Annotated in this window: 18 protein-coding genes and 3 rRNA genes; 13 read left to right on the top strand and 8 right to left on the bottom strand. The window is 67.9% G+C overall.

Annotation, left to right across the window (positions count from 1 at the left end; genetic code table 11):
• Positions 1–11 precede the first annotated feature (11 nt).
• Complete coding sequence (locus ACN9MM_RS09460; protein ID WP_426363201.1) at positions 12–530, top strand: SixA phosphatase family protein; 519 nt, start codon at positions 12–14, stop codon at positions 528–530.
• A 69-nt stretch (positions 531–599) separates the two neighbouring features.
• Here the strand turns inward: ACN9MM_RS09460 and serB are convergent, their stop codons facing one another.
• Entirely contained in the window at positions 600–1,817 is a 1,218-nt protein-coding gene (serB, locus tag ACN9MM_RS09455; protein WP_382869093.1) for a phosphoserine phosphatase SerB, read from the bottom strand.
• A gap of 208 nt (positions 1,818–2,025) precedes the next feature.
• Here serB and ACN9MM_RS09450 point away from each other — a divergent pair, with 208 nt between their 5' ends.
• Complete coding sequence (locus ACN9MM_RS09450; protein ID WP_426363200.1) at positions 2,026–4,611, top strand: FHA domain-containing protein; 2,586 nt, start codon at positions 2,026–2,028, stop codon at positions 4,609–4,611.
• Positions 4,612–4,686: 75 nt separating this feature from the next.
• Here ACN9MM_RS09450 and ACN9MM_RS09445 read toward each other — a convergent pair whose 3' ends face one another.
• The 3 genes from ACN9MM_RS09445 to ACN9MM_RS09435 form a co-directional block, all read right to left on the bottom strand.
• A complete protein-coding gene (locus tag ACN9MM_RS09445) occupies positions 4,687–5,466 on the bottom strand; it encodes a transglycosylase SLT domain-containing protein (protein WP_426363199.1) in 780 nt (259 codons plus the stop codon).
• 289 nt (positions 5,467–5,755) lie between these two features.
• The gene (locus tag ACN9MM_RS09440) at positions 5,756–6,874 is read right to left on the bottom strand and encodes an S-adenosylmethionine:tRNA ribosyltransferase-isomerase (protein WP_426363198.1); all 1,119 of its coding nucleotides are present in this window, start codon (positions 6,872–6,874) and stop codon (positions 5,756–5,758) included.
• A complete protein-coding gene (locus ACN9MM_RS09435) occupies positions 6,871–7,572 on the bottom strand; it encodes an SDR family NAD(P)-dependent oxidoreductase (protein WP_426363197.1) in 702 nt (233 codons plus the stop codon). Before ACN9MM_RS09435 ends, ACN9MM_RS09440 begins: the two co-directional genes overlap by 4 nt.
• Before the next feature lie 172 nt (positions 7,573–7,744).
• On the opposite strand from ACN9MM_RS09435, the gene ACN9MM_RS09430 reads away from it, so the two are divergent.
• From ACN9MM_RS09430 to ACN9MM_RS09420, 3 genes are all read left to right on the top strand, one after another.
• Positions 7,745–8,890 (top strand): GAF domain-containing sensor histidine kinase, encoded by a 1,146-nt coding sequence (locus tag ACN9MM_RS09430; RefSeq protein ID WP_383674985.1) that lies wholly within the window; start codon positions 7,745–7,747, stop codon positions 8,888–8,890.
• Entirely contained in the window at positions 8,883–9,524 is a 642-nt protein-coding gene (locus ACN9MM_RS09425; protein ID WP_426363196.1) for a response regulator, read from the top strand. Before ACN9MM_RS09430 ends, ACN9MM_RS09425 begins: the two co-directional genes overlap by 8 nt.
• 152 nt (positions 9,525–9,676) lie before the next feature.
• A complete protein-coding gene (locus ACN9MM_RS09420; RefSeq protein ID WP_329856343.1) occupies positions 9,677–9,916 on the top strand; it encodes a chaplin in 240 nt (79 codons plus the stop codon).
• A gap of 221 nt (positions 9,917–10,137) precedes the next feature.
• On the opposite strand, the gene ACN9MM_RS09415 is transcribed toward ACN9MM_RS09420, so the two are convergent.
• Positions 10,138–10,929, bottom strand: coding sequence for a hypothetical protein (locus ACN9MM_RS09415; protein ID WP_426363195.1), 792 nt, complete (start codon positions 10,927–10,929; stop codon positions 10,138–10,140).
• A gap of 135 nt (positions 10,930–11,064) precedes the next feature.
• Between ACN9MM_RS09415 and ACN9MM_RS09410 the strand changes: the two genes are divergently transcribed.
• From ACN9MM_RS09410 to ACN9MM_RS09395, 4 genes are all read left to right on the top strand, one after another.
• Positions 11,065–11,862, top strand: coding sequence for an ABC transporter ATP-binding protein (locus tag ACN9MM_RS09410; protein WP_426363194.1), 798 nt, complete (start codon positions 11,065–11,067; stop codon positions 11,860–11,862).
• A gap of 75 nt (positions 11,863–11,937) precedes the next feature.
• Positions 11,938–12,366, top strand: coding sequence for an NfeD family protein (locus tag ACN9MM_RS09405; RefSeq protein ID WP_426363193.1), 429 nt, complete (start codon positions 11,938–11,940; stop codon positions 12,364–12,366).
• A gap of 93 nt (positions 12,367–12,459) precedes the next feature.
• Positions 12,460–13,401, top strand: a complete 942-nt coding sequence (locus ACN9MM_RS09400; protein WP_365219227.1) for an SPFH domain-containing protein — start codon at positions 12,460–12,462, stop codon at positions 13,399–13,401.
• A gap of 92 nt (positions 13,402–13,493) precedes the next feature.
• A complete protein-coding gene (locus ACN9MM_RS09395) occupies positions 13,494–14,267 on the top strand; it encodes a sulfite exporter TauE/SafE family protein (protein ID WP_426363192.1) in 774 nt (257 codons plus the stop codon).
• A 77-nt stretch (positions 14,268–14,344) separates the two neighbouring features.
• Here ACN9MM_RS09395 and ACN9MM_RS09390 read toward each other — a convergent pair whose 3' ends face one another.
• The 3 genes from ACN9MM_RS09390 to ACN9MM_RS09380 all read right to left on the bottom strand — a co-directional run bounded on the left by ACN9MM_RS09390 (position 14,345) and on the right by ACN9MM_RS09380 (position 16,379).
• Positions 14,345–14,851, bottom strand: a complete 507-nt coding sequence (locus ACN9MM_RS09390; RefSeq protein ID WP_426363191.1) for an HNH endonuclease — start codon at positions 14,849–14,851, stop codon at positions 14,345–14,347.
• Between the two features lie 164 nt (positions 14,852–15,015).
• Positions 15,016–15,552 carry a YbhB/YbcL family Raf kinase inhibitor-like protein gene (locus ACN9MM_RS09385; protein WP_426363190.1) on the bottom strand — a complete coding sequence of 179 codons (537 nt, stop codon included), beginning with the start codon at positions 15,550–15,552 and terminating at the stop codon, positions 15,016–15,018.
• A 44-nt stretch (positions 15,553–15,596) separates the two neighbouring features.
• The gene (locus ACN9MM_RS09380; RefSeq protein WP_426363189.1) at positions 15,597–16,379 is read right to left on the bottom strand and encodes a sporulation protein; all 783 of its coding nucleotides are present in this window, start codon (positions 16,377–16,379) and stop codon (positions 15,597–15,599) included.
• A gap of 77 nt (positions 16,380–16,456) precedes the next feature.
• Between ACN9MM_RS09380 and ACN9MM_RS09375 the strand changes: the two genes are divergently transcribed.
• From ACN9MM_RS09375 to rrf, 4 genes are all read left to right on the top strand, one after another.
• Entirely contained in the window at positions 16,457–17,119 is a 663-nt protein-coding gene (locus tag ACN9MM_RS09375; protein WP_426363188.1) for a DNA-3-methyladenine glycosylase, read from the top strand.
• Positions 17,120–17,620: 501 nt separating this feature from the next.
• Positions 17,621–19,146 (top strand): 16S ribosomal RNA (locus tag ACN9MM_RS09370).
• A 285-nt stretch (positions 19,147–19,431) separates the two neighbouring features.
• Positions 19,432–22,551 (top strand): 23S ribosomal RNA (locus ACN9MM_RS09365).
• Positions 22,552–22,657: 106 nt separating this feature from the next.
• Positions 22,658–22,774, top strand: a 5S ribosomal RNA gene (rrf, locus tag ACN9MM_RS09360).
• Together the 16S, 23S and 5S rRNA genes form the textbook arrangement of a ribosomal RNA operon.
• Positions 22,775–22,940 lie beyond the last annotated feature (166 nt).

Below are 22,940 nucleotides of genomic sequence, written 5' to 3'. Positions count from 1 at the left end.
AGCTGTGGACCATGAGCGTCGACACACCCCGCAGGATCGTGCTGCTCCGGCACGCGAAGGCTGACTGGAACGACGAGTCCGACCACGAGCGACCCCTCGCCGAGCGAGGCCGCAAGGACGCCCCGGTGGCCGGCCGCAAGCTCGCCGACAGCGGCATCACCTTCGACCTGGCCCTCTGCTCGACCGCCGCCCGCACCCGTGAGACATGGAAGCTGGCCGTCCACGAGCTGCCCGCGCGCCCCAAGACGGTGTACGAGGAGCGGATCTACGAGGCCTCCCTCGGCGAGCTCATCGCCCTGATCAACGAGACCCCGGACAGCGTGAACGACCTGCTGCTCATCGGCCACAACCCCGGGATGCACGCGCTCGCCGACGCCCTCGCCGGCGAGTCCGAGGGCGACCTCCTGCCCCGCATGAACCGCAGCGGCTTCCCGACCTCCGCCTTCGCCGTCCTCACCTTCGACGGCTCCTGGAAGTCCGTGGAGCACGGCGTCGGCCGCCTCGTCGACTTCTGGACCCCGCACGCCTGAACCCGTACGGGTACGGAGGAGGGCCCGGGCGTCGACCGACACCCGGGCCCTCCTCCGTACCCCCACCGCTCAGTGCGGCAGGTCGTCCTCGCCGAAGTCCGCGGCCTCGACCTCTTCGCGCGTGATGCCCAGCAGGTACAGCACGGTGTCCAGGAACGGCACGTTCACCGCCGTGTGGGCCGCCCGGCGCACCACCGGCTTCGCGTTGAACGCCACCCCGAGCCCGGCCGCGTTCAGCATGTCCAGGTCGTTGGCCCCGTCGCCGATCGCCACGGTCTGCGCCAGCGGCACGCCCGCCTCCGCGGCGAACCGGCGCAACAGCCGCGCCTTGCCCGCCCGGTCGACGATCTCGCCGGTCACCCGGCCGGTGAGCTTCCCGTCCACGATCTCCAGCGTGTTGGCGGACGCGAAGTCGAGGCCGAGACGTTCCTTCAGGTCGTCGGTGACCTGAGTGAACCCGCCGGAGACGACCCCCACCTGGTAGCCGAGCCGCTTGAGCGTACGGATCAGGGTCCGGGCGCCGGGCGTCAGCCGCACCTCGGCGCGGACCTTGTCGACCACCGAGGCGTCGAGGCCGGCGAGCAGCTCCACGCGCGCGTGCAGCGACTGCTCGAAGTCCAGCTCGCCGCGCATCGCCGCGGCCGTCACCTCGGCGACCTTGTCCTCGCAGCCCGCGTGCGCGGCGAAGAGCTCGATCACCTCGTCCTGGATCAGGGTCGAGTCGACGTCCATGACCACGAGGCGCTGGGCCCGCCGGTGCAGACCGGCGGAGACCACGGCCACGTCCACCCCGACGCTGTGCGCCTCGGTGGCCAGCGCGGTCCGCAGGGGCTCGGTCTCGCAGCCGGAGACGGCGAACTCGACGGCCGTCACCGGGTACTTCGCGAGGCGGAAGATGCGGTCGATGTTGCCGCCGGTCTCGGCGATCCTGGCCGCTATGGCCGCCGTCTGCTCGGCGGTGAGCGGGTTGCCGAGCACGGTGACGTGCGAGCGTCCCTCACCGCGTGGACGGTTGTCGCCCGTGCCGGAGATGATCTCGGCCTGGAGCTTCAGCGACTCGGCCCAGCTGTGGATGGTGGCCCGGAGTTCGCCCTGCGGGGCGACCGTCGGCTCGGTGACGAGCGCGCACAGGACGAGGCGGCCGCGGGAGACCACCTGCTCGATGTCCACGACGTCGACGGAGTAGGCGGCGAGGGTGTCGAAGAGTCCCGCGGTGATCCCGGGACGGTCCTTCCCGAAGATCTTGACGAGAAGGGTGGGAACGTCTGAGGTCTGCGATGCGCTCATGGTGGTTCCACCGTATCGGGCACCGTGTGTCACCCGACCCCCCGTCCCGCCCTGCGGACACCCGAGTGGTCCAGGGCTTCCCCGGGGCTTGCACCGAAGGTCTTCACGCGGCCCGACTTTCCGAGACGGGACCGGGCCTGAAATAGTTCCCCAGGATGATTCGCCATCCCTGGACTCCCGACGACGGGGGGACATCGGGGGACAAGTAGTGGGGCATGGAGTGCCAGAACTCGTACTGGAATTGAACGGCAGGACCTGGACGCTCGATCCGTCCCGGTCGTACACCCTGGGCAGGGACCCTCAGGGCGACCTGGTCATCGACGACGCCAGGGTCTCGTGGCGCCACGCCACCATCAGCTGGGGCGGCCGGAGCTGGGTCATCGAGGACCACGGCTCCACGAACGGCACCTTCCTCCAGGGCCAGCGGGTCCACCAGGTGGAGATCGGCCCCGGGTCGGCCGTCCACCTCGGCAACGCGACCGACGGCCCGCGGCTGAATCTCGCCGCCGCCGGCGCAGCCGCCGCACCTCACCAGCAGGCGCCGCAGCAGCAGCAGGCCCAGGCCCCGGCCCACCAGGCCCCGGCCCACCAGGCCGCCGGCGCGGCCGCGGCGGCCCAGGCCGACTGGGCCACGCACCAGGCGCCGCCGCAGCAGCAGGGCTGGCCGCAGCAGGCCCAGCAGCCGGCCGCACAGCAGCAGGTCCCGCACCAGCAGGTGCCGCACCAGCAGGGACCCGGGCAGGGGCACCTCGGTGCCGCCGCGGGAGCGTCGTCGGCCTACGCCGACCGCAGCCCCACCACGTTCCACCAGCTGTCGCTCGGTCACGTCATGCGGATCGGCCGTGCCCTCGAGAACGAACTGGTCGTCTCCGACCTCCAGGTCTCGCGGCACCACGCCGAGTTCCATGCGACGCCCGACGGCCGCTTCGAGATCCGTGACCTCGGCTCGCACAACGGCACCTACGTCAACGGTCAGCCGATCCCCAAGGGCGGCTCTGCCCTCCTCGGCCCGCAGGACATCGTCGGCGTCGGCCACTCGACCTTCCGCATCATCGGCGGCCAGCTCGAGGAGTTCGTCGACACCGGTTCGGTCTCCTTCTCGGCCCGCCACCTCACGGTCACGGTCGACGGCGGCAAGGACATCCTCAAGGACGTCACCTTCGGCGTCCCCGAGAAGTCGCTGATCGGCGTCATCGGCCCGTCCGGCTCCGGCAAGTCGACCCTGCTCAAGGCGCTGACCGGCTACCGCCCGGCCAACGAGGGCGACGTCCTCTACGACAACCGCAGCCTCTACAAGCAGTTCGCCGAGCTGCGCCAGCGCATCGGTCTGGTCCCGCAGGACGACATCCTGCACAAGGAACTGACCGTCGTGAAGGCGCTGCGCTACGCGGCCAAGCTCCGCTTCCCCGGCGACACCGCCACGGCCGAGCGCGAGGCCCGCATCGACGAGGTGCTGCGCGAGCTCAAGCTCGACATCCACAAGGAGAAGAAGGTCACCTCCCTCTCCGGTGGCCAGCGCAAGCGCGTCTCCGTCGCCCTGGAGCTCCTCACCAAGCCCTCGCTGATCTTCCTGGACGAGCCGACCTCCGGCCTCGACCCGGGCATGGACCGCGACGTCATGCAGCTGCTCCGCGGCCTCGCGGACGACGGCCGCACGGTCCTCGTCGTCACCCACTCGGTGGCCGAGCTGGGTCTGTGCGACAAGCTGCTCGTCATGGCGCCCGGCGGCTCCGTGGCGTACTTCGGCCCGCCGGAGGAGGCGCTGAACTTCTTCGGCTACTCCACCTGGGCCGATGTCTTCTCCGCCTTCGAGAACTACCGCGACTACGACTGGGCGGGCCGCTGGAAGGGCTCGCAGCACTACCAGATGTACGCCGCGGACATCGACGCCGTCGCCGCGCAGCCCGTCCAGATGCCGCAGCAGGCGATGGCCAGGCCGCCGAAGCCGCAGGGCTGGGGCTCGCAGCTGTGGACCCTGATCCGCCGCTACGTCTCCGTCATCGCGTCCGACAAGGGCTTCATGGCCCTGATGGTGATCCTGCCGGCCGTCCTCGGTGCGGTGTCCGTCGTCATCCCGGCCGACTTCGGCCTCGGCAGGCCCACGCCGCCGTCCCGCTTCAACGGCGACGCCGGCACGATCATGCTGATCCTCGCGGTCGGCATGTGCTTCTCCGGCGCGGCCAACTCCGTCCGAGAGCTGATCAAGGAACGGGTCATCTACGAGCGGGAACGCGCCGTCGGCCTGTCCCGCTCCGCGTACCTGATGTCCAAGGTCATCGTCCTCGGCGTGATCACGGCCTTCCAGGGCGTCATCATCTGCGGCATCGGCTTCTCCACCCGCGCGCTGCCCGACGAGGGCCTGTTCATGCCGCCGGCCGTCGAGCTGTGCGTCCAGGTCATCGCGCTCGGCCTCACCTCCATGATGGTCGGCCTGGTCATCTCCGCGCTGGTGAAGACCGCCGAGAAGACCATGCCGCTGCTCGTCATGTTCGCGATCATCCAGGTCGTGTTCACCGGCATCCTCTTCCAGGTCTACGGCTCGCCCGGCCTGGAGCAGTTCGCCTGGCTCATGCCCTCCCGCTGGGGCATCGCCGGCGCCGGCACCACCCTGGACCTGGCGCACCTGATGCCGCCGTGGGACCACAAGGACCCCACCAACACCGACCCGCTCTGGGAGCACACGGTCGGCCAGTGGAGCCTGGACCTCGGCATCCAGCTGTTCATGGCGACGGTCTGCTGCGTCCTCGTGGCGCGGCTGCTGCGCCGCCACGAGCCCGAGGTCATGCGCAAGTAACCACGGTCGGACAGCGACAGCCCCGAAGGGCGGCACCCCACACGGGGTGCCGCCCTTCGGCGTGCCGGAGGCGACTCAGTACGCGCTGTTGACGTTGTCGATCGAGCCGTAGCGGTCGGCCGCGTAGTTGGCGGCGGCGACGATGTTGGCGACCGGGTCGTACTGGTCGAACTTGGTGCCGGGGATGTGGTACGCCTTGAAGGTCGGGTAGATCACCTGGAGCAGGCCCTTGGACGGGACGCCGTTGATGGCGTTGATGTCCCAGTTGTTGATGGCGTACGGGTTGCCGCTGGACTCGCGCATGATGTTCTTGTGCAGGCCGTTGTACGTGCCCGGGATGTCGTGCTTGTCCATGATGTAGAGCGCCTCGCGGATCCAGCCGTCGAGGTTGTTCGCGAAGACCGGGGTGCGGGCCACGGAACGGCTCGCGGCCGCCTTCTCCGCGGCGCGCTTCTTCGCGGCGGCCTTGGCCTTCGCCTCGGCCTTCGCCTTCGCGGCGGCCTTGGCGCGGGCGTCCGCCTTCGCCTTGGCGGCGGCCTTGGCCTTCGCGTCGGCCTTCGCCTTGGCGGCGGCCTTGGCCTTCGCCTCGGCCTCCTGCTTGGCCTTCAGACCGATCGTGGTCTGCTGCTGGTCGATGCTGGCGGCCAGCGCCTTCGCCTGCGGGCTGCTCGCGTCGTACGACCAGGCGACCTGCTGGGTTCCGGCGAGGGCCTGCGGCTCCGTCTCGGTGCCGCCGTTCCCGCCGGACACGAGGGAGAGGGTGAGGGCTGCGGCGCCCAGAGCGGCGACGCCGGCGATCGTGGCCTTGTGGGTCTTCTTCAGACCACGACTGTGGCCAGGGGTGTTCGCAGACATGCTGGGCTACCTCTTCGAATCGCTGGGGGTCGCTCGGCCGGGGCGGCGCTGCGCCTGCTCGGCGGCGACGGGGGCAATTCTTAGCGGCAGCAAAATCCCGTGGCAAAGGAGTGACGTACGATCCCGGGTAGTGGATCAGGGGCCTGTGCACAGGCCACACAAAGCCCCCTGTGGCCCGTTTCCTCCGCCCATATCGGGCATTCGGGTATCCACTAGGGGGCTTCGTAAGTGATCTGGGTCCTATGCGCGGCCTCACATCGGGCACGTAACAAACTCACCAGGCGTTGCGTCAGCAATGCGGAGGGTGAGGCTCCTCATCCGGCAGGAGGAGATGGACGTCGCCGAACTCGTGCCAGAGGTAGCGCCCCCGCACCGCCGCGGCGTACGCGCTCCGCAGCGCGGGCCGCCCCGCGACCGCCTCCAGCATCAGCAGATGCGAGGCCTCGGGCTCGTGCAGCCCGGTGAGCAGCCCGTCCACCACACGCACCCCCCGCGCGGGGGTCACCACCAGATCGGTCCATCCGGCGAAGGCCCGCACGCTCCCACCGGACCCCGTCCCCCGGGAGGGCCCGACCGCCGCCGACTCCAGCGCCCGCACCACCGTCGTGCCCACCGCGATCACCCGGCCGCCCCCGGCCCGGCCCGCGTTCACCACGGCCGCCGTCTGCGCGGGGACCTCGAAGCGCTCCGGGTAGGGCGGCTCGTGCGCCTCCGCCGACGCCACCCCCGTATGAAGGGAGAGCGGAGCGATCCGGACGCCCCGGCCGACCAGCTCCGCCACGAGACGGGCCGTGAAGGGCCGCCCCGCGCTCGGCATCTCCGCCGAGCCCGACCCGTCGGGGGAGGGACGCGCGAAGACCGTCCGGTACGCCGACAGCGGCTGGTCCCGCTCCGTGTACCCGTACCGGATCGGCCGCCCGTACCGCCCCAGCAGCTCCGGCACGTCCCCGCAGGCACGCGCCCACCACAGTCGCCCGCTCCCGGGCACCAGCGGCTCCCCGAGCACCAGTCGGGCCCCACCCGGCAGCCGTACCACCGCCCCGGCGGGACCGCCCCCACGCGGGCGCGTACTGCCCGCCCCGTCCGGCGCCCGCAGCTCCACGGCCCACCGCCCGTCGTCCCCGCGGGTCGAGAAGTGCACCACCACCGGCTCCCCGCCGGGCTCCGGCCCGAGCCGCCCGTCCACCGCAGCCGCCAGCGTCGTCGACGTGTTGACGACGAGCACGTCCCCGGCCCGCAGCAGCGCGGGCAGCTCCCCGAAGACGTGGTGCGACACCGCCTCGCCCCGCGACACGAGCAGCCGCACGTCGTCCCGGCCCCGCCCCGGCCCCCGCTGCTCGGCCGGCACCCGCGCCGACAGCTCCGCCGGCACCCTCAGCCCTTCGAGGCCGTCGGACAGCACGCTCACCGGACCGCCCCCGCCTGCTCCGCCGCCGCGTACCGTCCACTGGCAGGCCGCTCGTCGAGCAGCCGCAGGAACACGGGGACGACCTCGGCCGGAGCGGGAGTCCCGGACAGGTCCTCGCCGGGCTCCGCGGCGGCCAGCATGTCCGTCCGCATACTGCCCGGGTCCACCCACCAGACCCGCAGCCCCGGCTCCTCCACCGCCAGGACCGCCGACATCAGGTCGAGCGCGGCCTTCGTCGCCCCGTACCCGCCCCACGTCCGGTACGCCGTCACGGCCGCGTCCGAACTCAGACCGACCACCGCACCGGCGGGCGCCGCGCGCAGCAGGGGCAGCGCCTCCTGGAGCAGCCCCAGCGGCGCCACCACGTTGACCTCCAGGGCGGCCCGGAAACCGTCCAGCGGCTGATCGCCGAGCGGCACCAGCGGTTCCGTGCCCAGGACCGCCGCGTTGTTCACCAGCAGATCGAGCCCGCCGAGTCCCCGCGCCGCCGCCACGAGCTCCCGCCGGTGCCCCGCGTCCGTCACGTCCCCGGCCAGGGCCACCACCCGGGCTCCCCGCGCGCGTGCCGCCTCCGCGCTCTCCTCCAGTACCTCCGCCGTACGGGCGTCGAGCACCAGGTCCCAGCCCCGGCCGGCGAGCGCCTCCGCCAGCGCCCGCCCCAGCCCCCTCGACGCACCCGTGATGATCGCGACAGCCATGACGTCCGTCCCCTCTCCCTGTGGATGGCTCAAGCCTCCGACCGCGCCCCCGCCCGCCGCCTCGTCCCCTGGCCCGGACCGCCGAGGGCACTTCGACCTAGGTCCCGGGACCGGCCCCGCCCTCGTCCCCGGTCGGATACGGACCGTCACACCCCGCCGGTACCGTGAACACATGAGCCATCGACCCAGCTCCGGCCTGGCAGCCGTGAGCACCGCCCTGCTCGCGATGAGCCGCCACCTGGAGGTCCGCGACGTCCTCAAGACGATCGTCGCGTCCGCCCGCGAGCTGCTCGACGCCGAGTACGCGGCCCTGGGCGTCCCCGACGACCACGGCGGCTTCGCCCAGTTCGTGGTCGACGGCGTGAGCGACGAGCAGTGGAGGGCGATCGGCCCGCTGCCCCGGCAGCACGGCATCCTCGCGTCGATGCTCCACAAGGCCGAGCCCGAGCGGCTCGCCGACGTCCGCGAGGACCCCCGCTTCGAGGGCTGGCCCGACGCCCACCCCGAGATGTCCGACTTCCTCGGCCTGCCCGTCAGGGACGGCGACGAGATCCTCGGCGCCCTCTTCCTCGCCAACAAGCGCTGCCCGAAGCCCGGCGGCGGCTGCGGCTTCACCGCCGACGACGAGGCGCTCCTCTCGATCCTCGCCCAGCACGCGGCCATCGCCCTCACCAACGCCCGCCTGTACGAGCGCAGCCGTGAGCTCACCATCGCCGAGGAGCGCTCGCGCCTCGCCCACGAGCTGCACGACGCCGTCAGCCAGAAGCTCTTCTCGCTCCGGCTGACCGCCCAGGCCGCCGCCGCCCTCGTCGACCGCGACCCCGCCCGCGCCAAGGGCGAACTCCAGCAGGTCGCCTCGCTCGCCGCCGAGGCCGCCGACGAACTGCGCGCCGCCGTCGTCGAGCTCCGGCCCGCGGCCCTCGACGAGGACGGCCTCGTCCACACGCTCCGTACGCAGATCCAGGTCCTCGACCGCGCCCACTCGGCCCGGGTCACCTTCGAGAGCCCGGGGACCCGGGCCCTGCCGGCCGCCCAGGAGGAGGCCGTCCTCCGGGTCGCCCAGGAGGCCCTGCACAACGCCCTGCGGCACGCGGACGCGGAGCTCGTCACGGTCTCCCTCACCCGCAGCGGCCAGGGCGCGCGGCTCACCGTCACCGACGACGGCAAGGGATTCGACCCGCGTACGGTCCGCAGTGCCGGCCGCCACCTCGGCCTGGTCTCCATGCGGGACCGGGCGGGCGGCGTCGGCGGACGGCTCACCGTGACCTCGGCCCCGGGCGAGGGCACCACGATCGAGATGGAGGTTCCCGGTGGCTGACAAGCCGATCCGAGTCCTGCTGGTCGACGACCACCAGGTCGTCCGCCGAGGCCTGCGCACCTTCCTGGAGGTGCAGGACGACATAGAGGTCGTGGGGGAGGCCTCCGACGGCGCCGAGGGAGTCGCCCGCGCCGAGGAGCTCCGCCCCGACGTGGTCCTCATGGACGTGAAGATGCCGGGCACCGACGGCATCGAGGCGCTCAAACTGCTCCGCGAGCTCGCCAACCCCGCCAGGGTCCTGATCGTCACCAGCTTCACCGAGCAGCGGACGGTCGTCCCCGCGCTCCGCGCCGGAGCCTTCGGATACGTCTACAAGGACGTCGACCCGGACGCCCTGGCCGGCGCGATCCGCTCCGTCCACGCGGGGCACGTCCTGCTCCAGCCGGAGGTCGCCGGCGCGCTCCTGGCCCAGGACGAGTCCCAGGGCACGGGGCGGGGCTCGACCCTCACGGAGCGGGAGCGCGAGGTCCTCGGCCTGATCGCGGACGGCCGGTCCAACCGGGAGATCGCCCGCGCCCTCGTCCTCTCCGAGAAGACGGTCAAGACGCACGTCTCGAACATCCTGATGAAGCTCGACCTCGCGGACCGCACCCAGGCGGCACTCTGGGCGGTACGGCACGGCCTCACGCGCTGACGCGCCCCCTGCGCGCGGGGGCGCACGACCGTTCAGTCCTTCATACCGTCGTGTGTATGTCCCCCGTTCGGCGCAACCCGACGGGGGATACGGCGTTCTCCATGGCGTGCTGCGGCGGACCTGCCGCAGCGATGACCAGGAGGATGTACCAAGTGAAGAACCTCAAGAAGGCCGCTGCCCTCACCATGGTCGCCGGTGGCATCGTCGCCGCCGGTGCGGGTGTCGCCTCCGCGAACGCGGACGCCGCCGGGCAGGCCCTCCACTCGCCGGGCGTCGCGTCCGGCAACCTGGTGCAGGTCCCGGTCCACGTCCCCGTGAACGTCTCCGGCAACACGGTCAACGTGATCGGCCTGCTCAACCCGGCCTTCGGCAACGGCGCCGTCAACGGCTGACCACCCCAGCCGAACCCCCGCCCCCGGACGATCCCCCCGGGGCCGGGGGTTTGCCGTGTCCGCGGCACCGTTCCGCAGGACGGAACGGCCAGGCGCAACCCCCAGGGCGCACGCCTCAGGCTTCGGGGCGCTGCGGCGGACTCCGTCCGCCGGGCGCGGGGTGCGGGTCCGGTGGGGTTCAGCCCCCCGGTCCCGCACGGTCCGCCGACCTGGGCACGGGTTCAGAAGCCCCGGTCCCGTTCCCGTTCCTCCACGTACGCGTTGTACGCGGCGACCTGGGCCCGTCGGGCCACCCGCTCCACCGGCCGCAGCGCGTCTCCCCGCGCCGCCATTTCCGAGGCGCTCACCGCGCCCCCGTGGCCGTGGTCGTACGCCAGGTCCACGAGCAGGCCGATCCGCTGCGCCAGCTCCAGGACCCGTACCGCGCGCGGCGGGTAGCCCGGGGCCAGTACCTCGCGGCCCACCTCCGCCCGCGCCCGGTACGCCTCGCGCGCCGCGTCCGCCGCGGGGCCCGAGGCCGCCACGTCCAGCCGGGTCAGCACCGCCGTCGCGTCCCGCAGCGCCTCCGCCAGCTCCCGCTCCGCCTCGCCGAGCGAGGGCACGTCGGCCGGCGGGGCCTCCCGCACCGCCAGGCAGTGCCAGACCACCGAGACGTACACGTCACCCGCCGGGCCCGCCTCCGCGACCTCCGGCACGAGACCGTACGGCGCGCCGAAGCCCACCACCGCCTCCTCCGCCTCCAACGCGCGCGCGTTGAAGTCCGGCGGTCCGCTCAACCCCAGCGGATGCCCCGGCGCCGGCAGCGCGACCCGCCACCCGGTCACCCCGAGCCGCCGCAGCCGGCCCAGCGCGAGCGTCAGCCCCACCGGCCCCGCCTCACCCGGCAGCCCCTCCACGCGGTGCACCGCGTCCTCCCCGACAATCGCCGTCGCCGCCTCGTCGGGCGACACCGCCCCGGCCAGCAGGGCATTGCCCCAGGCGGCCAGACGTCCTGAGCGTGGTTCCGAAAGCATCCCCCCAGACTAGGGACTCAAAGGAAGCCCTACGGACCGGTCCGCTCCGTCGATAACGTAGGTTTTCCCCTGGACGCCGCGCCCATCGGTGCAAGGCGTCGACAAGACTCGACCCCAAGGGGAGACAACGCGCTCATGAGCGATGTACTGGAGCTGGTGGACGTATCCGTGGTCCGCGACGGACGGGCTCTGGTGGACGAGGTCTCCTGGTCGGTCAAGGAGGGCGAGCGCTGGGTGATCCTCGGACCCAACGGCGCCGGCAAGACCACCCTTCTGAACATCGCCTCCAGCTACCTCTTCCCCACCAAGGGCTCCGCCCGCATCCTGGGCGAGCAGCTCGGCGGCGTCGGCACCGACGTCTTCGAACTCCGTCCCCGCATCGGCGTGGCCGGCATCGCCATGGCGGAGAAGCTCCCCAAGCGCCAGACCGTCCTGCAGACCGTCCTCACCGCCGCGTACGGCATGACCGCCACCTGGCACGAGGACTACGACCCGGTCGACGAGGAGCGCGCCAAGGCCTTCCTCGACCGGCTCGGGATGAACGACTACCTGGACCGCAGGTTCGGCACCCTCTCCGAGGGCGAGCGCAAGCGCACCCTCATCGCCCGCGCGATGATGACCGACCCGGAGCTCCTCCTCCTCGACGAGCCCGCCGCCGGCCTCGACCTCGGCGGACGCGAGGACCTGGTCCGCCGCCTCGGCCGCCTCGCCCGCGACCCGTACGCCCCCTCCATGATCATGGTCACCCACCATGTCGAGGAGATCGCCCCCGGGTTCACCCACGTCCTGATGATCCGCCAGGGCAAGGTCCTCGCCGCGGGACCCGTCGAGACCGACCTCACCTCGCGCAACCTCTCGCACTGCTTCGGCCTCCCGCTCGTCGTCGAGCGCGTCGGCGACCGGTGGACCGCGCACGGCCTGCCCCTGAAGTGACCGGCCGGGCACCGGCGACCCGCACAGCCGCCCGCGCCCTGTCCCGGAAGGACCCCACCGCCCTACCATGACCATGTGGACATCGACGCATGGGTCTGGTGGCTGATCGGCGCGGTGGGGCTCGGCATCCCGCTGGTCCTGACCGCGATGCCGGAGTTCGGCATGTTCTCCGTCGGAGCGGTCGCCGGGGCGGTGACCGCCGCACTCGGCTTCGGCGTCGTCGCCCAGGTGCTCGTCTTCGTCGTCGTCTCCGTGGCACTCATCGCGGTGGTGCGGCCGATCGCCGCCCGCCACCGCGACGGCAGACCCGGACTCGCCACCGGCATCGACGCCCTGAAGGGCCGTCAGGCCGTCGTCCTGGAACGGGTCGACGGTGGCGGAGGCCGCATCAAGCTCGCCGGCGAGGTCTGGTCCGCCCGCACGCTCGACAGCGGACAGACCTTCGAACCGGGCGAACAGGTCGACGTCGTGGACATCGACGGGGCGACCGCGGTGGTCATGTGACCGAACCTCGCCCATGACGCCCCGCCGTCTGGGAAACTCGATCATCTGAAGAAACCCGGCAGACAACCGGCAGCGAAGGGCACGGGGAACACGATGTCAGCAGTCATCATCGTCCTGATCATTCTGGTGGTGCTCGTCTTCATCGCCCTGATCAAGACGATCCAGGTCATCCCGCAGGCGAGCGCGGCGATCGTGGAGCGCTTCGGCCGCTACACCCGCACGCTCAACGCCGGACTGAACATCGTCGTCCCGTTCATCGACTCGATCCGCAACCGGATCGACCTCCGTGAGCAGGTCGTCCCGTTCCCTCCGCAGCCGGTGATCACCCAGGACAACCTGGTCGTCAACATCGACACCGTCATCTACTACCAGGTGACCGACGCCCGCGCCGCGACCTACGAGGTCGCCAGCTACATCCAGGCGATCGAGCAGCTCACCGTCACCACCCTCCGCAACATCATCGGCGGCATGGACCTGGAGCGGACCCTCACCTCCCGCGAGGAGATCAACGCGGCCCTGCGCGGCGTCCTCGACGAGGCCACCGGCAAGTGGGGCATCCGCGTCAACCGCGTCGAGCTCAAGGCCATCGAGCCGCCGACCTCCATCCAGGACTCGATGGAGAAGCAGATGCGCGCCGAGCGCGACAAGCGCGCCGCGATCCTCACCGCCGAGGGCACCCGCCAGTCCGCGATCCTCACCGCAGAGGGCGAGAAGCAGTCCGCGATCCTCCGCGCCGAGGGCGAGTCCAAGGCCGCCGCACTGCGCGCCGAGGGCGAGGCGCAGGCCGTCCGCACGGTCTTCGAGGCCATCCACGCGGGCGACCCGGACCAGAAGCTCCTCTCCTACCAGTACCTCCAGATGCTCCCGAAGATCGCCGAGGGCGACGCCAACAAGCTCTGGATCGTGCCCAGCGAGATCGGCGACGCCCTCAAGGGCCTCTCCGGGGCCCTCGGCAACGCGGGCGGCGGCATCCCCGGCTTCAACGTCAAGGGCGACGTACCGTCCGCGCGGCGAGACGAACCGTCGGTTGACTGACACGTACACGTAATCTTCGTGCATGATCGGTGCGAGCCCCTCGACCCCGGCACCGCCAGGGCGGGGAGGCGAGCCACTGACCATGTAAGGAGATGGCGTTGTCCATCTGGGAAGCCCTGGCAGTCTTCGCCGCCGGCATCGGCGCCGGCACCATCAACACCATCGTCGGATCGGGCACGCTGATCACCTTCCCGGTCCTCCTCGCGACCGGACTCCCCCCGATCACCGCGAACGTCTCCAACGCCCTCGGCCTCGTCCCCGGATCCATCAGCGGGGCCATCGGCTACCGCCGCGAACTCAAGGGCCAGAAGAACCGCGTCCTGAGACTCGGCGCCGTCGCCCTCCTCGGCGGCCTCATCGGCGCGATCCTGCTCCTGGCCCTGCCGTCCCAGGCCTTCGACGCGATCGTCCCCGTCCTCATCGGACTCGCCCTCGTCCTGGTCCTGTTCCAGCCCCGCATCGCCGCCGCCGTGAAGCGCCGCCGCGAACAGAGCGGCACCGAGGCCCACCCCGACGGCGGCCCCGCCCTCCTCGCCGGCCTCTTCCTCGCCAGCATGTACGGCGGATACTTCGGCGCCGCCCAGGGAGTCCTCTACCTCTCCCTCATGGGCCTGCTGCTCCACGACGACCTCCAGCGCATCAACGCCGTCAAGAACATCCTCGGCGCCCTGGTCAACGGAATCGCCGCCGTCTTCTTCCTCTTCGTCGCCGAGTTCGACTGGACGGCCGTCCTGCTCATCGCCGTCGGCTCCACCCTCGGCGGCCAGCTCGGCGCCAAGGTCGGCCGCAGACTGCCCCCGGCGGTCCTGCGCGGGGTGATCATCGCCGTCGGCATCGTGGCGATCCTCCAACTGACCCTCGGCTAGACCGCATACGGAAGGGCCCGGCTCCCCACCAGGGGAGCCGGGCCCTTCCGCACGACCGCGGATCAGGGGTCACACGCCTACGCGGCGGACTTCGCCAGCCACTCCGGCAGCTCCGACCGCTCGCTCGCCCGCATCGCGAGCAGCATCGCGTCCGCCGGGGTCGGCTCGAACGGCTGGTGCAGCAGCGGCATCCCCGCCTGCTCCGGCGTCCGGTCCGCCTTGCGGTGGTTGTCCTCGGCGCAGGAAGCGACCGTATTCAGCCAGCTGTCCCCACCGCCCTGCGCCCGCGGCACGACGTGGTCGACCGTCGTCGCCCGCCGCCCGCAGTACGCGCACCGGTGCTGGTCCCGGACCAGCACCCCCCTCCTCGACCACGGAGCCTGTCTTCGGAACGGCACCCGCACGTACCGGCAGAGCCTGATCACCCGCGGCACCGGAAGGTCGACGGCGGCACCCCGCACCCGCAGCTCGGGATGGGCCTGCTCGACGACGGCCTTGTCCTGCAGGACAAGCACCACCGCACGGTTGAGTGTGACCGTCGAAAGCGGCTCGAAGCTCGCGTTGAGTACCAGCGTGTCCCGCATGTTGCCCACCTCCCGTATGCCGGCCCCGGCCCCGGAAGGGGACTTCGGGCTTGGATCAACGATGGCCGGGCCGGCCGGGTCGGACAACGCAATTTCTCGCGAAACAAAAGATGCCTGCTTCTGATCTCTCCAAGACCAGAAGCAGGCAAACAACAAACGAACGATCAGCCCGCCGCGGGAGCCGCGTACTCACCGACCAACTGGGCACGGCCCAGCGTGTGGAACCGCAGATTGAACCCGACGGCCGCCGGCGAGGTGTCGGCGTCAGGACCGAGCTTCTCCTGATCCACCGCGTACACCGTGAAGACGTACCGGTGCAGCTCTCCCGCCGGGGGAGCCGCGCCGCCGAAGTCCTTCGAGCCGTAGTCGTTCCGCGCGTGCACGGCACCGGTCGGCAGTCCCTCGAACGACCCGGACCCGGCACCCGCCGGCAGCTCCGTCACCGACACCGGGATGTCGAACAGCACCCAGTGCCAGAACCCGCTGCCCGTCGGGGCGTCCGGATCGAAGCAGGTCACGGCGAAGCTCTTCGTCCCCGCCGGGAAGCCCTCCCAGCTCAGCTGCGGCGAGATGTTCCCCTCCGCGTACACCTGAGCGTCCTTCAGAACCCCGCCCGGCGCGACGTCGTCGCTCACCACGGCGAAAGCCGCCACCGGCGGATGGAAGTCGTGGGGGAGCGGCGCCCTCTTGCCCTCGGACACGTCGAGTACCTCCGAATCGTCCGTCAACGCTGACGGAGCCGAGCCTAGAGCCAGTTGCGACGGCCGCCGACCTCGGCGAGCCACTGGTTCAGGTAAGCCGCCCAGTCGGTCGTGTGGAAGTCGTGCAGCCCCACCTTGAACGCACGGAAGGAGTCGCTGCCCTCGGTGAACAGACCGGGCTTCTTGTCCATCTCCAGGACGACGTCCATCTCACGGTCGTCCGCCACGAAGCTGACCTCGACCTGGTTCAGGCCCCGGTACTGCTGCGGCGCGAAGAACTCGATCTCCTGGTAGAACGGCAGCCTCTGCCGCGTCCCCCGGATGTGCCCGCGCTCCATGTCCGCGCTCTTGAAACGGAAGCCCAGCTGGAGGAAGGCGTCCAGGATCGCCTGCTGCGCCGGCAGCGGGTGCACGTTGATCGGGTCCAGGTCACCGGAGTCCACGGCCCGGGCGATCTCCAGCTCGGTCGTCACCCCGATGTTCATCCCGCGCAGCTGCTGACCGGACACCGAGGTGACCGGCGTCTCCCACGGGATCTCCAGACCGAACGGCACCACGTGCACGGCGCCGGCCTTGACCTCGAAGGCCCCGCCCAGACGCACCTTCACGAACTCGATGTCCTGCTTGTGCTCCTGGTCACCGCCCTCGACCTCGACCCGCGCCTGCAGCCCGACGGACAGCCCCTCGATCTGCTGGTCGACGCTGCCGCCCTGGATACGGACCTCGCCCTGGACGACCCCGCCCGGGACGACGTTCTCCTCGGTGAGCACCGTCTCCACGGTCGCACCGCCGGCACCCAGGCTCGCGAGCAGCTTCTTGAATCCCATGACTTCCACTCCTTCTAGGTCCTGACCCCTACATACGCGCGACGACCGTAGTCGGTTCCCCACTACGCTCGGACCGCATGAGCGAGAGCCCCGACCGTACGCCGCTCCCCCGTACCTTCTTCGACCGCCCCGTCCTGGACGTGGCCCCCGATCTCCTGGGCCGCATCCTCGTCCGCAACACCGACGAGGGACGGATGGAACTGCGCCTCACGGAGGTGGAGGCGTACGCCGGCGCGATCGATCCCGGCTCGCACGCCTTCCGGGGCCGCACGGCCCGCAACGCCGTCATGTTCGGACCCCCGGGACACGCGTACGTCTACTTCACCTACGGCATGTGGCACTGCCTGAACCTGGTGTGTGGCCCCGAGGGCCACGCGAGCGGAGTCCTGCTGCGCGCCGGCGAAGTCATCAAGGGCGCCGACCAGGCCCGCCCCCGCCGCCGCTCGGCCCGCTCCGACCACGAACTGGCGAAGGGCCCCGCCCGGCTGGCCACCGCCCTCGACATCGCCCTCTCCCTGAACGGCACGGACACCTGCGCGGGCCAGGACGGCCCGCTCGCCCTCCTCACCGGCACGCCCCCCGCGCCGGACCGCGTCAGCAGCGGCCCCCGCACGGGCGTCGGCGGCGACGGCGCCCCGCACCCATGGCGCTTCTGGATCACCGAGGACCCGACGGTGAGCCCGTACCGCGCGCACGCCGCCAGGAAGCGCCGCCTTGACTCGGGCCGCTCGACCTCGTAACGTAGCCCGAGCCGCTGGAAACGGTCTGCTTGTTCAAGCACCCCGCAGCGGCCACCCACTACTCGAGATGACACCCCAGCAGGGGCTTATTTCGGCGTGCCTGAATTCGAATTCGATCGGCTCGATTATGAGTCGCCGAAGAAATCAGCTAAAGTAGTGGACACGCCGGAAGGGCCCGGAGCGAAAGCAAAAGGGACCGGAAAGCACCGAGGAAATCGGGTCGGAAAGATCTGATAGAGTCGGAAACGAAGGAAGCGCCCGGAGGGCCTGGAAACAGGAACGAAGGAAGCGTCCGCACCTTGAGAACTCAACAGCGTGCCAAAAATCAACGCCAGATTAGTTGATACCCCGTCCATCTTCGGATGGCGAGGTTCCTTTGAAAGTCCTGCTGGCCCTCGTGGCGAGTAGGCAACATACACAGCGAGGACGCTGTGGACGGTCGGCCATATTCCGGCATGACTGTCCCGCTCAACGCGAGTGTCACCCGATTACGGGTAAACATTCACGGAGAGTTTGATCCTGGCTCAGGACGAACGCTGGCGGCGTGCTTAACACATGCAAGTCGAACGATGAAGCCCTTCGGGGTGGATTAGTGGCGAACGGGTGAGTAACACGTGGGCAATCTGCCCTTCACTCTGGGACAAGCCCTGGAAACGGGGTCTAATACCGGATAACACCGGCTTCCGCATGGGAGCTGGTTAAAAGCTCCGGCGGTGAAGGATGAGCCCGCGGCCTATCAGCTTGTTGGTGGGGTAATGGCCTACCAAGGCGACGACGGGTAGCCGGCCTGAGAGGGCGACCGGCCACACTGGGACTGAGACACGGCCCAGACTCCTACGGGAGGCAGCAGTGGGGAATATTGCACAATGGGCGAAAGCCTGATGCAGCGACGCCGCGTGAGGGATGACGGCCTTCGGGTTGTAAACCTCTTTCAGCAGGGAAGAAGCGAAAGTGACGGTACCTGCAGAAGAAGCGCCGGCTAACTACGTGCCAGCAGCCGCGGTAATACGTAGGGCGCAAGCGTTGTCCGGAATTATTGGGCGTAAAGAGCTCGTAGGCGGCTTGTCACGTCGGGTGTGAAAGCCCGGGGCTTAACCCCGGGTCTGCATCCGATACGGGCAGGCTAGAGTGTGGTAGGGGAGATCGGAATTCCTGGTGTAGCGGTGAAATGCGCAGATATCAGGAGGAACACCGGTGGCGAAGGCGGATCTCTGGGCCATTACTGACGCTGAGGAGCGAAAGCGTGGGGAGCGAACAGGATTAGATACCCTGGTAGTCCACGCCGTAAACGTTGGGAACTAGGTGTTGGCGACATTCCACGTCGTCGGTGCCGCAGCTAACGCATTAAGTTCCCCGCCTGGGGAGTACGGCCGCAAGGCTAAAACTCAAAGGAATTGACGGGGGCCCGCACAAGCAGCGGAGCATGTGGCTTAATTCGACGCAACGCGAAGAACCTTACCAAGGCTTGACATATACCGGAAAGCATTAGAGATAGTGCCCCCCTTGTGGTCGGTATACAGGTGGTGCATGGCTGTCGTCAGCTCGTGTCGTGAGATGTTGGGTTAAGTCCCGCAACGAGCGCAACCCTTGTCCTGTGTTGCCAGCATGCCCTTCGGGGTGATGGGGACTCACAGGAGACCGCCGGGGTCAACTCGGAGGAAGGTGGGGACGACGTCAAGTCATCATGCCCCTTATGTCTTGGGCTGCACACGTGCTACAATGGCCGGTACAAAGAGCTGCGATGCCGCGAGGCGGAGCGAATCTCAAAAAGCCGGTCTCAGTTCGGATTGGGGTCTGCAACTCGACCCCATGAAGTCGGAGTTGCTAGTAATCGCAGATCAGCATTGCTGCGGTGAATACGTTCCCGGGCCTTGTACACACCGCCCGTCACGTCACGAAAGTCGGTAACACCCGAAGCCGGTGGCCCAACCCCTTGTGGGAGGGAGCTGTCGAAGGTGGGACTGGCGATTGGGACGAAGTCGTAACAAGGTAGCCGTACCGGAAGGTGCGGCTGGATCACCTCCTTTCTAAGGAGCACAGTACCGATTGCAGGCAAACGTTCTGCACGGTCAGCTCATGGGTGGAACGTTGATTAGTTGGCACGGTCACGAGAATCTCTCACCAGTACTGCTTCGGCGTGGAACGTGAGAATGGTTCAACTGATCGTGCTTGGCACGTTGTTGGGTGTCTGAGGGTACGGCCGTAAGGTTCGTATCTTCGAGGATGCCGGCCCCAGTAAAGCATCGCTTTGGCGGTGTGTGATGGGTGGCTGGTCGTTGTTTGAGAACTACACAGTGGACGCGAGCATCTGTGGCCAAGTTTTTAAGGGCGCACGGTGGATGCCTTGGCACCAGGAACCGATGAAGGACGTGGGAGGCCACGATAGTCCCCGGGGAGCCGTCAACCAGGCTTTGATCCGGGGGTTTCCGAATGGGGAAACCCGGCAGTCGTCATGGGCTGTCACCCATGCCTGAACACATAGGGCATGTGGAGGGAACGAGGGGAAGTGAAACATCTCAGTACCCTCAGGAAGAGAAAACAACCGTGATTCCGGGAGTAGTGGCGAGCGAAACCGGATGAGGCCAAACCGTATGCGTGTGATACCCGGCAGGGGTTGCGCATGCGGGGTTGTGGGATCTCTCTTTCACAGTCTGCCGGCTGTGAGACGAGTCAGAAACCGTATGGATAGGCGAAGGACATGCGAAAGGTCCGGCGTAGAGGGTAAGACCCCCGTAGCTGAAATCTGTACGGCTCGTTTGAGAGACACCCAAGTAGCACGGGGCCCGAGAAATCCCGTGTGAATCTGGCGGGACCACCCGCTAAGCCTAAATATTCCCTGGTGACCGATAGCGGATAGTACCGTGAGGGAATGGTGAAAAGTACCGCGGGAGCGGAGTGAAATAGTACCTGAAACCGTGTGCCTACAAGCCGTGGGAGCGTCGGATACAGCTTGCTGTATCTCGTGACTGCGTGCCTTTTGAAGAATGAGCCTGCGAGTTTGCGGTGTGTTGCGAGGTTAACCCGTGTGGGGAAGCCGTAGCGAAAGCGAGTCCGAATAGGGCGATTCAGTAGCACGCTCAAGACCCGAAGCGGAGTGATCTAGCCATGGGCAGGTTGAAGCGGAGGTAAGACTTCGTGGAGGACCGAACCCACCAGGGTTGAAAACCTGGGGGATGACCTGTGGTTAGGGGTGAAAGGCCAATCAAACTCCGTGATAGCTGGTTCTCCCCGAAATGCATTTAGGTGCAGCGTCGTGTGTTTCTTGCCGGAGGTAGAGCACTGGATAGGCGATGGGCCCTACCGGGTTACTGACCTTAGCCAAACTCCGAATGCCGGTAAGTGAGAGCGCGGCAGTGAGACTGTGGGGGATAAGCTCCATGGTCGAGAGGGAAACAGCCCAGAGCATCGACTAAGGCCCCTAAGCGTACGCTAAGTGGGAAAGGATGTGGAGTCGCAGAGACAACCAGGAGGTTGGCTTAGAAGCAGCCACCCTTGAAAGAGTGCGTAATAGCTCACTGGTCAAGTGATTCCGCGCCGACAATGTAGCGGGGCTCAAGCGTACCGCCGAAGTCGTGTCATTGCAGTACATACCCCCAACGGGGACTGTGATGGGTAGGGGAGCGTCGTGTGCCGGGTGAAGCAGCCGCGGAAGCGAGTTGTGGACGGTTCACGAGTGAGAATGCAGGCATGAGTAGCGATACACACGTGAGAAACGTGTGCGCCGATTGACTAAGGGTTCCTGGGTCAAGCTGATCTGCCCAGGGTAAGTCGGGACCTAAGGCGAGGCCGACAGGCGTAGTCGATGGACAACCGGTTGATATTCCGGTACCCGCTTTGAAACGCCCAATATCGAGCCCATTAATGCTAAGGCCGTGAAGCCGTTCCGGACCCTTCGGGGAAAGGAAAGTGGTGGAGCCGTCGACCCAAGGTGGTAGTAGGTAAGCGATGGGGTGACGCAGGAAGGTAGTCCAGCCCGGGCGGTGGTTGTCCCGGGGTAAGGGTGTAGGGCGTGTGATAGGCAAATCCGTCACGCATTAAGCCTGAGACCTGATGCCGAGCCGATTGTGGTGAAGTGGATGATCCTATGCTGTCGAGAAAAGCCTCTAGCGAGTTTCATGGCGGCCCGTACCCTAAACCGACTCAGGTGGTCAGGTAGAGAATACCGAGGCGTTCGGGTGAACTATGGTTAAGGAACTCGGCAAAATGCCCCCGTAACTTCGGGAGAAGGGGGGCCACGTCTGGTGATGAGTCTTGCACTCTGAGCTGGGGGTGGCCGCAGAGACCAGCGAGAAGCGACTGTTTACTAAAAACACAGGTCCGTGCGAAGCCGTAAGGCGATGTATACGGACTGACGCCTGCCCGGTGCTGGAACGTTAAGGGGACCGGTTAGCTCTGTTTCGACAGGGCGAAGCTGAGAACTTAAGCGCCAGTAAACGGCGGTGGTAACTATAACCATCCTAAGGTAGCGAAATTCCTTGTCGGGTAAGTTCCGACCTGCACGAATGGCGTAACGACTTCTCGACTGTCTCAACCATAGGCCCGGTGAAATTGCACTACGAGTAAAGATGCTCGTTTCGCGCAGCAGGACGGAAAGACCCCGGGACCTTTACTACAGTTTGATATTGGTGTTCGGTTCGGCTTGTGTAGGATAGGTGGGAGACTTTGAAGCCGTGACGCCAGTCATGGTGGAGTCGCCGTTGAAATACCACTCTGGTCGTGCTGGATGTCTAACCTCGGTCCGTGATCCGGATCAGGGACAGTGTCTGATGGGTAGTTTAACTGGGGCGGTTGCCTCCCAAAGGGTAACGGAGGCGCCCAAAGGTTCCCTCAGCCTGGTTGGCAATCAGGTGTTGAGTGTAAGTGCACAAGGGAGCTTGACTGTGAGACCGACGGGTCGAGCAGGGACGAAAGTCGGGACTAGTGATCCGGCGGTGGCTTGTGGAAGCGCCGTCGCTCAACGGATAAAAGGTACCCCGGGGATAACAGGCTGATCTTCCCCAAGAGTCCATATCGACGGGATGGTTTGGCACCTCGATGTCGGCTCGTCGCATCCTGGGGCTGGAGTCGGTCCCAAGGGTTGGGCTGTTCGCCCATTAAAGCGGTACGCGAGCTGGGTTTAGAACGTCGTGAGACAGTTCGGTCCCTATCCGCTGTGCGCGTAGGAATATTGAGAAGGGCTGTCCCTAGTACGAGAGGACCGGGACGGACGAACCTCTGGTGTGCCAGTTGTCCTGCCAAGGGCATGGCTGGTTGGCTACGTTCGGGAGGGATAACCGCTGAAAGCATCTAAGCGGGAAGCCTGCTTCGAGATGAGTATTCCCACCTCCTTGAGAGGGTAAGGCTCCCAGTAGACGACTGGGTTGATAGGCCGGATGTGGAAGCCCAGTAATGGGTGGAGCTGACCGGTACTAATAGGCCGAGGGCTTGTCCTCAGTTGCTCGCGTCCACTGTGTTAGTTCTGAAGCAACGAACAGTTGCTGGTTTCTTGAGCTAGAACACAACTACAGAGTGTGCTTGTTCGCTCGAAACCGATAGGGTTTCGGTGGTCATAGCGTTAGGGAAACGCCCGGTTACATTCCGAACCCGGAAGCTAAGCCTTTCAGCGCCGATGGTACTGCAGGGGGGACCCTGTGGGAGAGTAGGACGCCGCCGAACAATTCTTCAGGACCCCTGGTCCCAGCGTTCACGCTGGGACCAGGGGTCCTTTTGTTTTTTGCTTGACTTTTTCCGATGCGCGGCCGAGTGCCGGCTGCGCGAGAATGACTGCAGTACCCGAAGACAGGAGTCACACCGATGTCCACCAACTCTCCCGACGACCGTC

It is taken from the genome of Streptomyces sp. E-08 (genome assembly GCF_049913095.1).
GTDB lineage: Bacteria > Actinomycetota > Actinomycetes > Streptomycetales > Streptomycetaceae > Streptomyces.
The sequence above is the reverse complement of the archived record's forward strand: the minus strand, read 5'-3'. Positions and strand labels throughout refer to the sequence as shown.

Excerpts from the sequence above, each read along its gene's own strand:
- ACN9MM_RS09460 (WP_426363201.1), top strand. The coding sequence starts at position 12 with ATGAGCGTCGACACACCCCGCAGGATCGTGCTGCTCCGGCACGCGAAG.
- serB (WP_382869093.1), bottom strand. The coding sequence starts at position 1,817 with ATGAGCGCATCGCAGACCTCAGACGTTCCCACCCTTCTCGTCAAGATC.
- ACN9MM_RS09445 (WP_426363199.1), bottom strand. The coding sequence starts at position 5,466 with ATGTCTGCGAACACCCCTGGCCACAGTCGTGGTCTGAAGAAGACCCAC.
- ACN9MM_RS09435 (WP_426363197.1), bottom strand. The coding sequence starts at position 7,572 with ATGGCTGTCGCGATCATCACGGGTGCGTCGAGGGGGCTGGGGCGGGCG.
- ACN9MM_RS09430 (WP_383674985.1), top strand. The coding sequence starts at position 7,745 with ATGAGCCATCGACCCAGCTCCGGCCTGGCAGCCGTGAGCACCGCCCTG.
- ACN9MM_RS09415 (WP_426363195.1), bottom strand. The coding sequence starts at position 10,929 with ATGCTTTCGGAACCACGCTCAGGACGTCTGGCCGCCTGGGGCAATGCC.
- ACN9MM_RS09410 (WP_426363194.1), top strand. The coding sequence starts at position 11,065 with ATGAGCGATGTACTGGAGCTGGTGGACGTATCCGTGGTCCGCGACGGA.
- ACN9MM_RS09400 (WP_365219227.1), top strand. The coding sequence starts at position 12,460 with ATGTCAGCAGTCATCATCGTCCTGATCATTCTGGTGGTGCTCGTCTTC.
- ACN9MM_RS09395 (WP_426363192.1), top strand. The coding sequence starts at position 13,494 with ATGGCGTTGTCCATCTGGGAAGCCCTGGCAGTCTTCGCCGCCGGCATC.
- ACN9MM_RS09390 (WP_426363191.1), bottom strand. The coding sequence starts at position 14,851 with ATGCGGGACACGCTGGTACTCAACGCGAGCTTCGAGCCGCTTTCGACG.
- ACN9MM_RS09380 (WP_426363189.1), bottom strand. The coding sequence starts at position 16,379 with ATGGGATTCAAGAAGCTGCTCGCGAGCCTGGGTGCCGGCGGTGCGACC.
- ACN9MM_RS09375 (WP_426363188.1), top strand. The coding sequence starts at position 16,457 with ATGAGCGAGAGCCCCGACCGTACGCCGCTCCCCCGTACCTTCTTCGAC.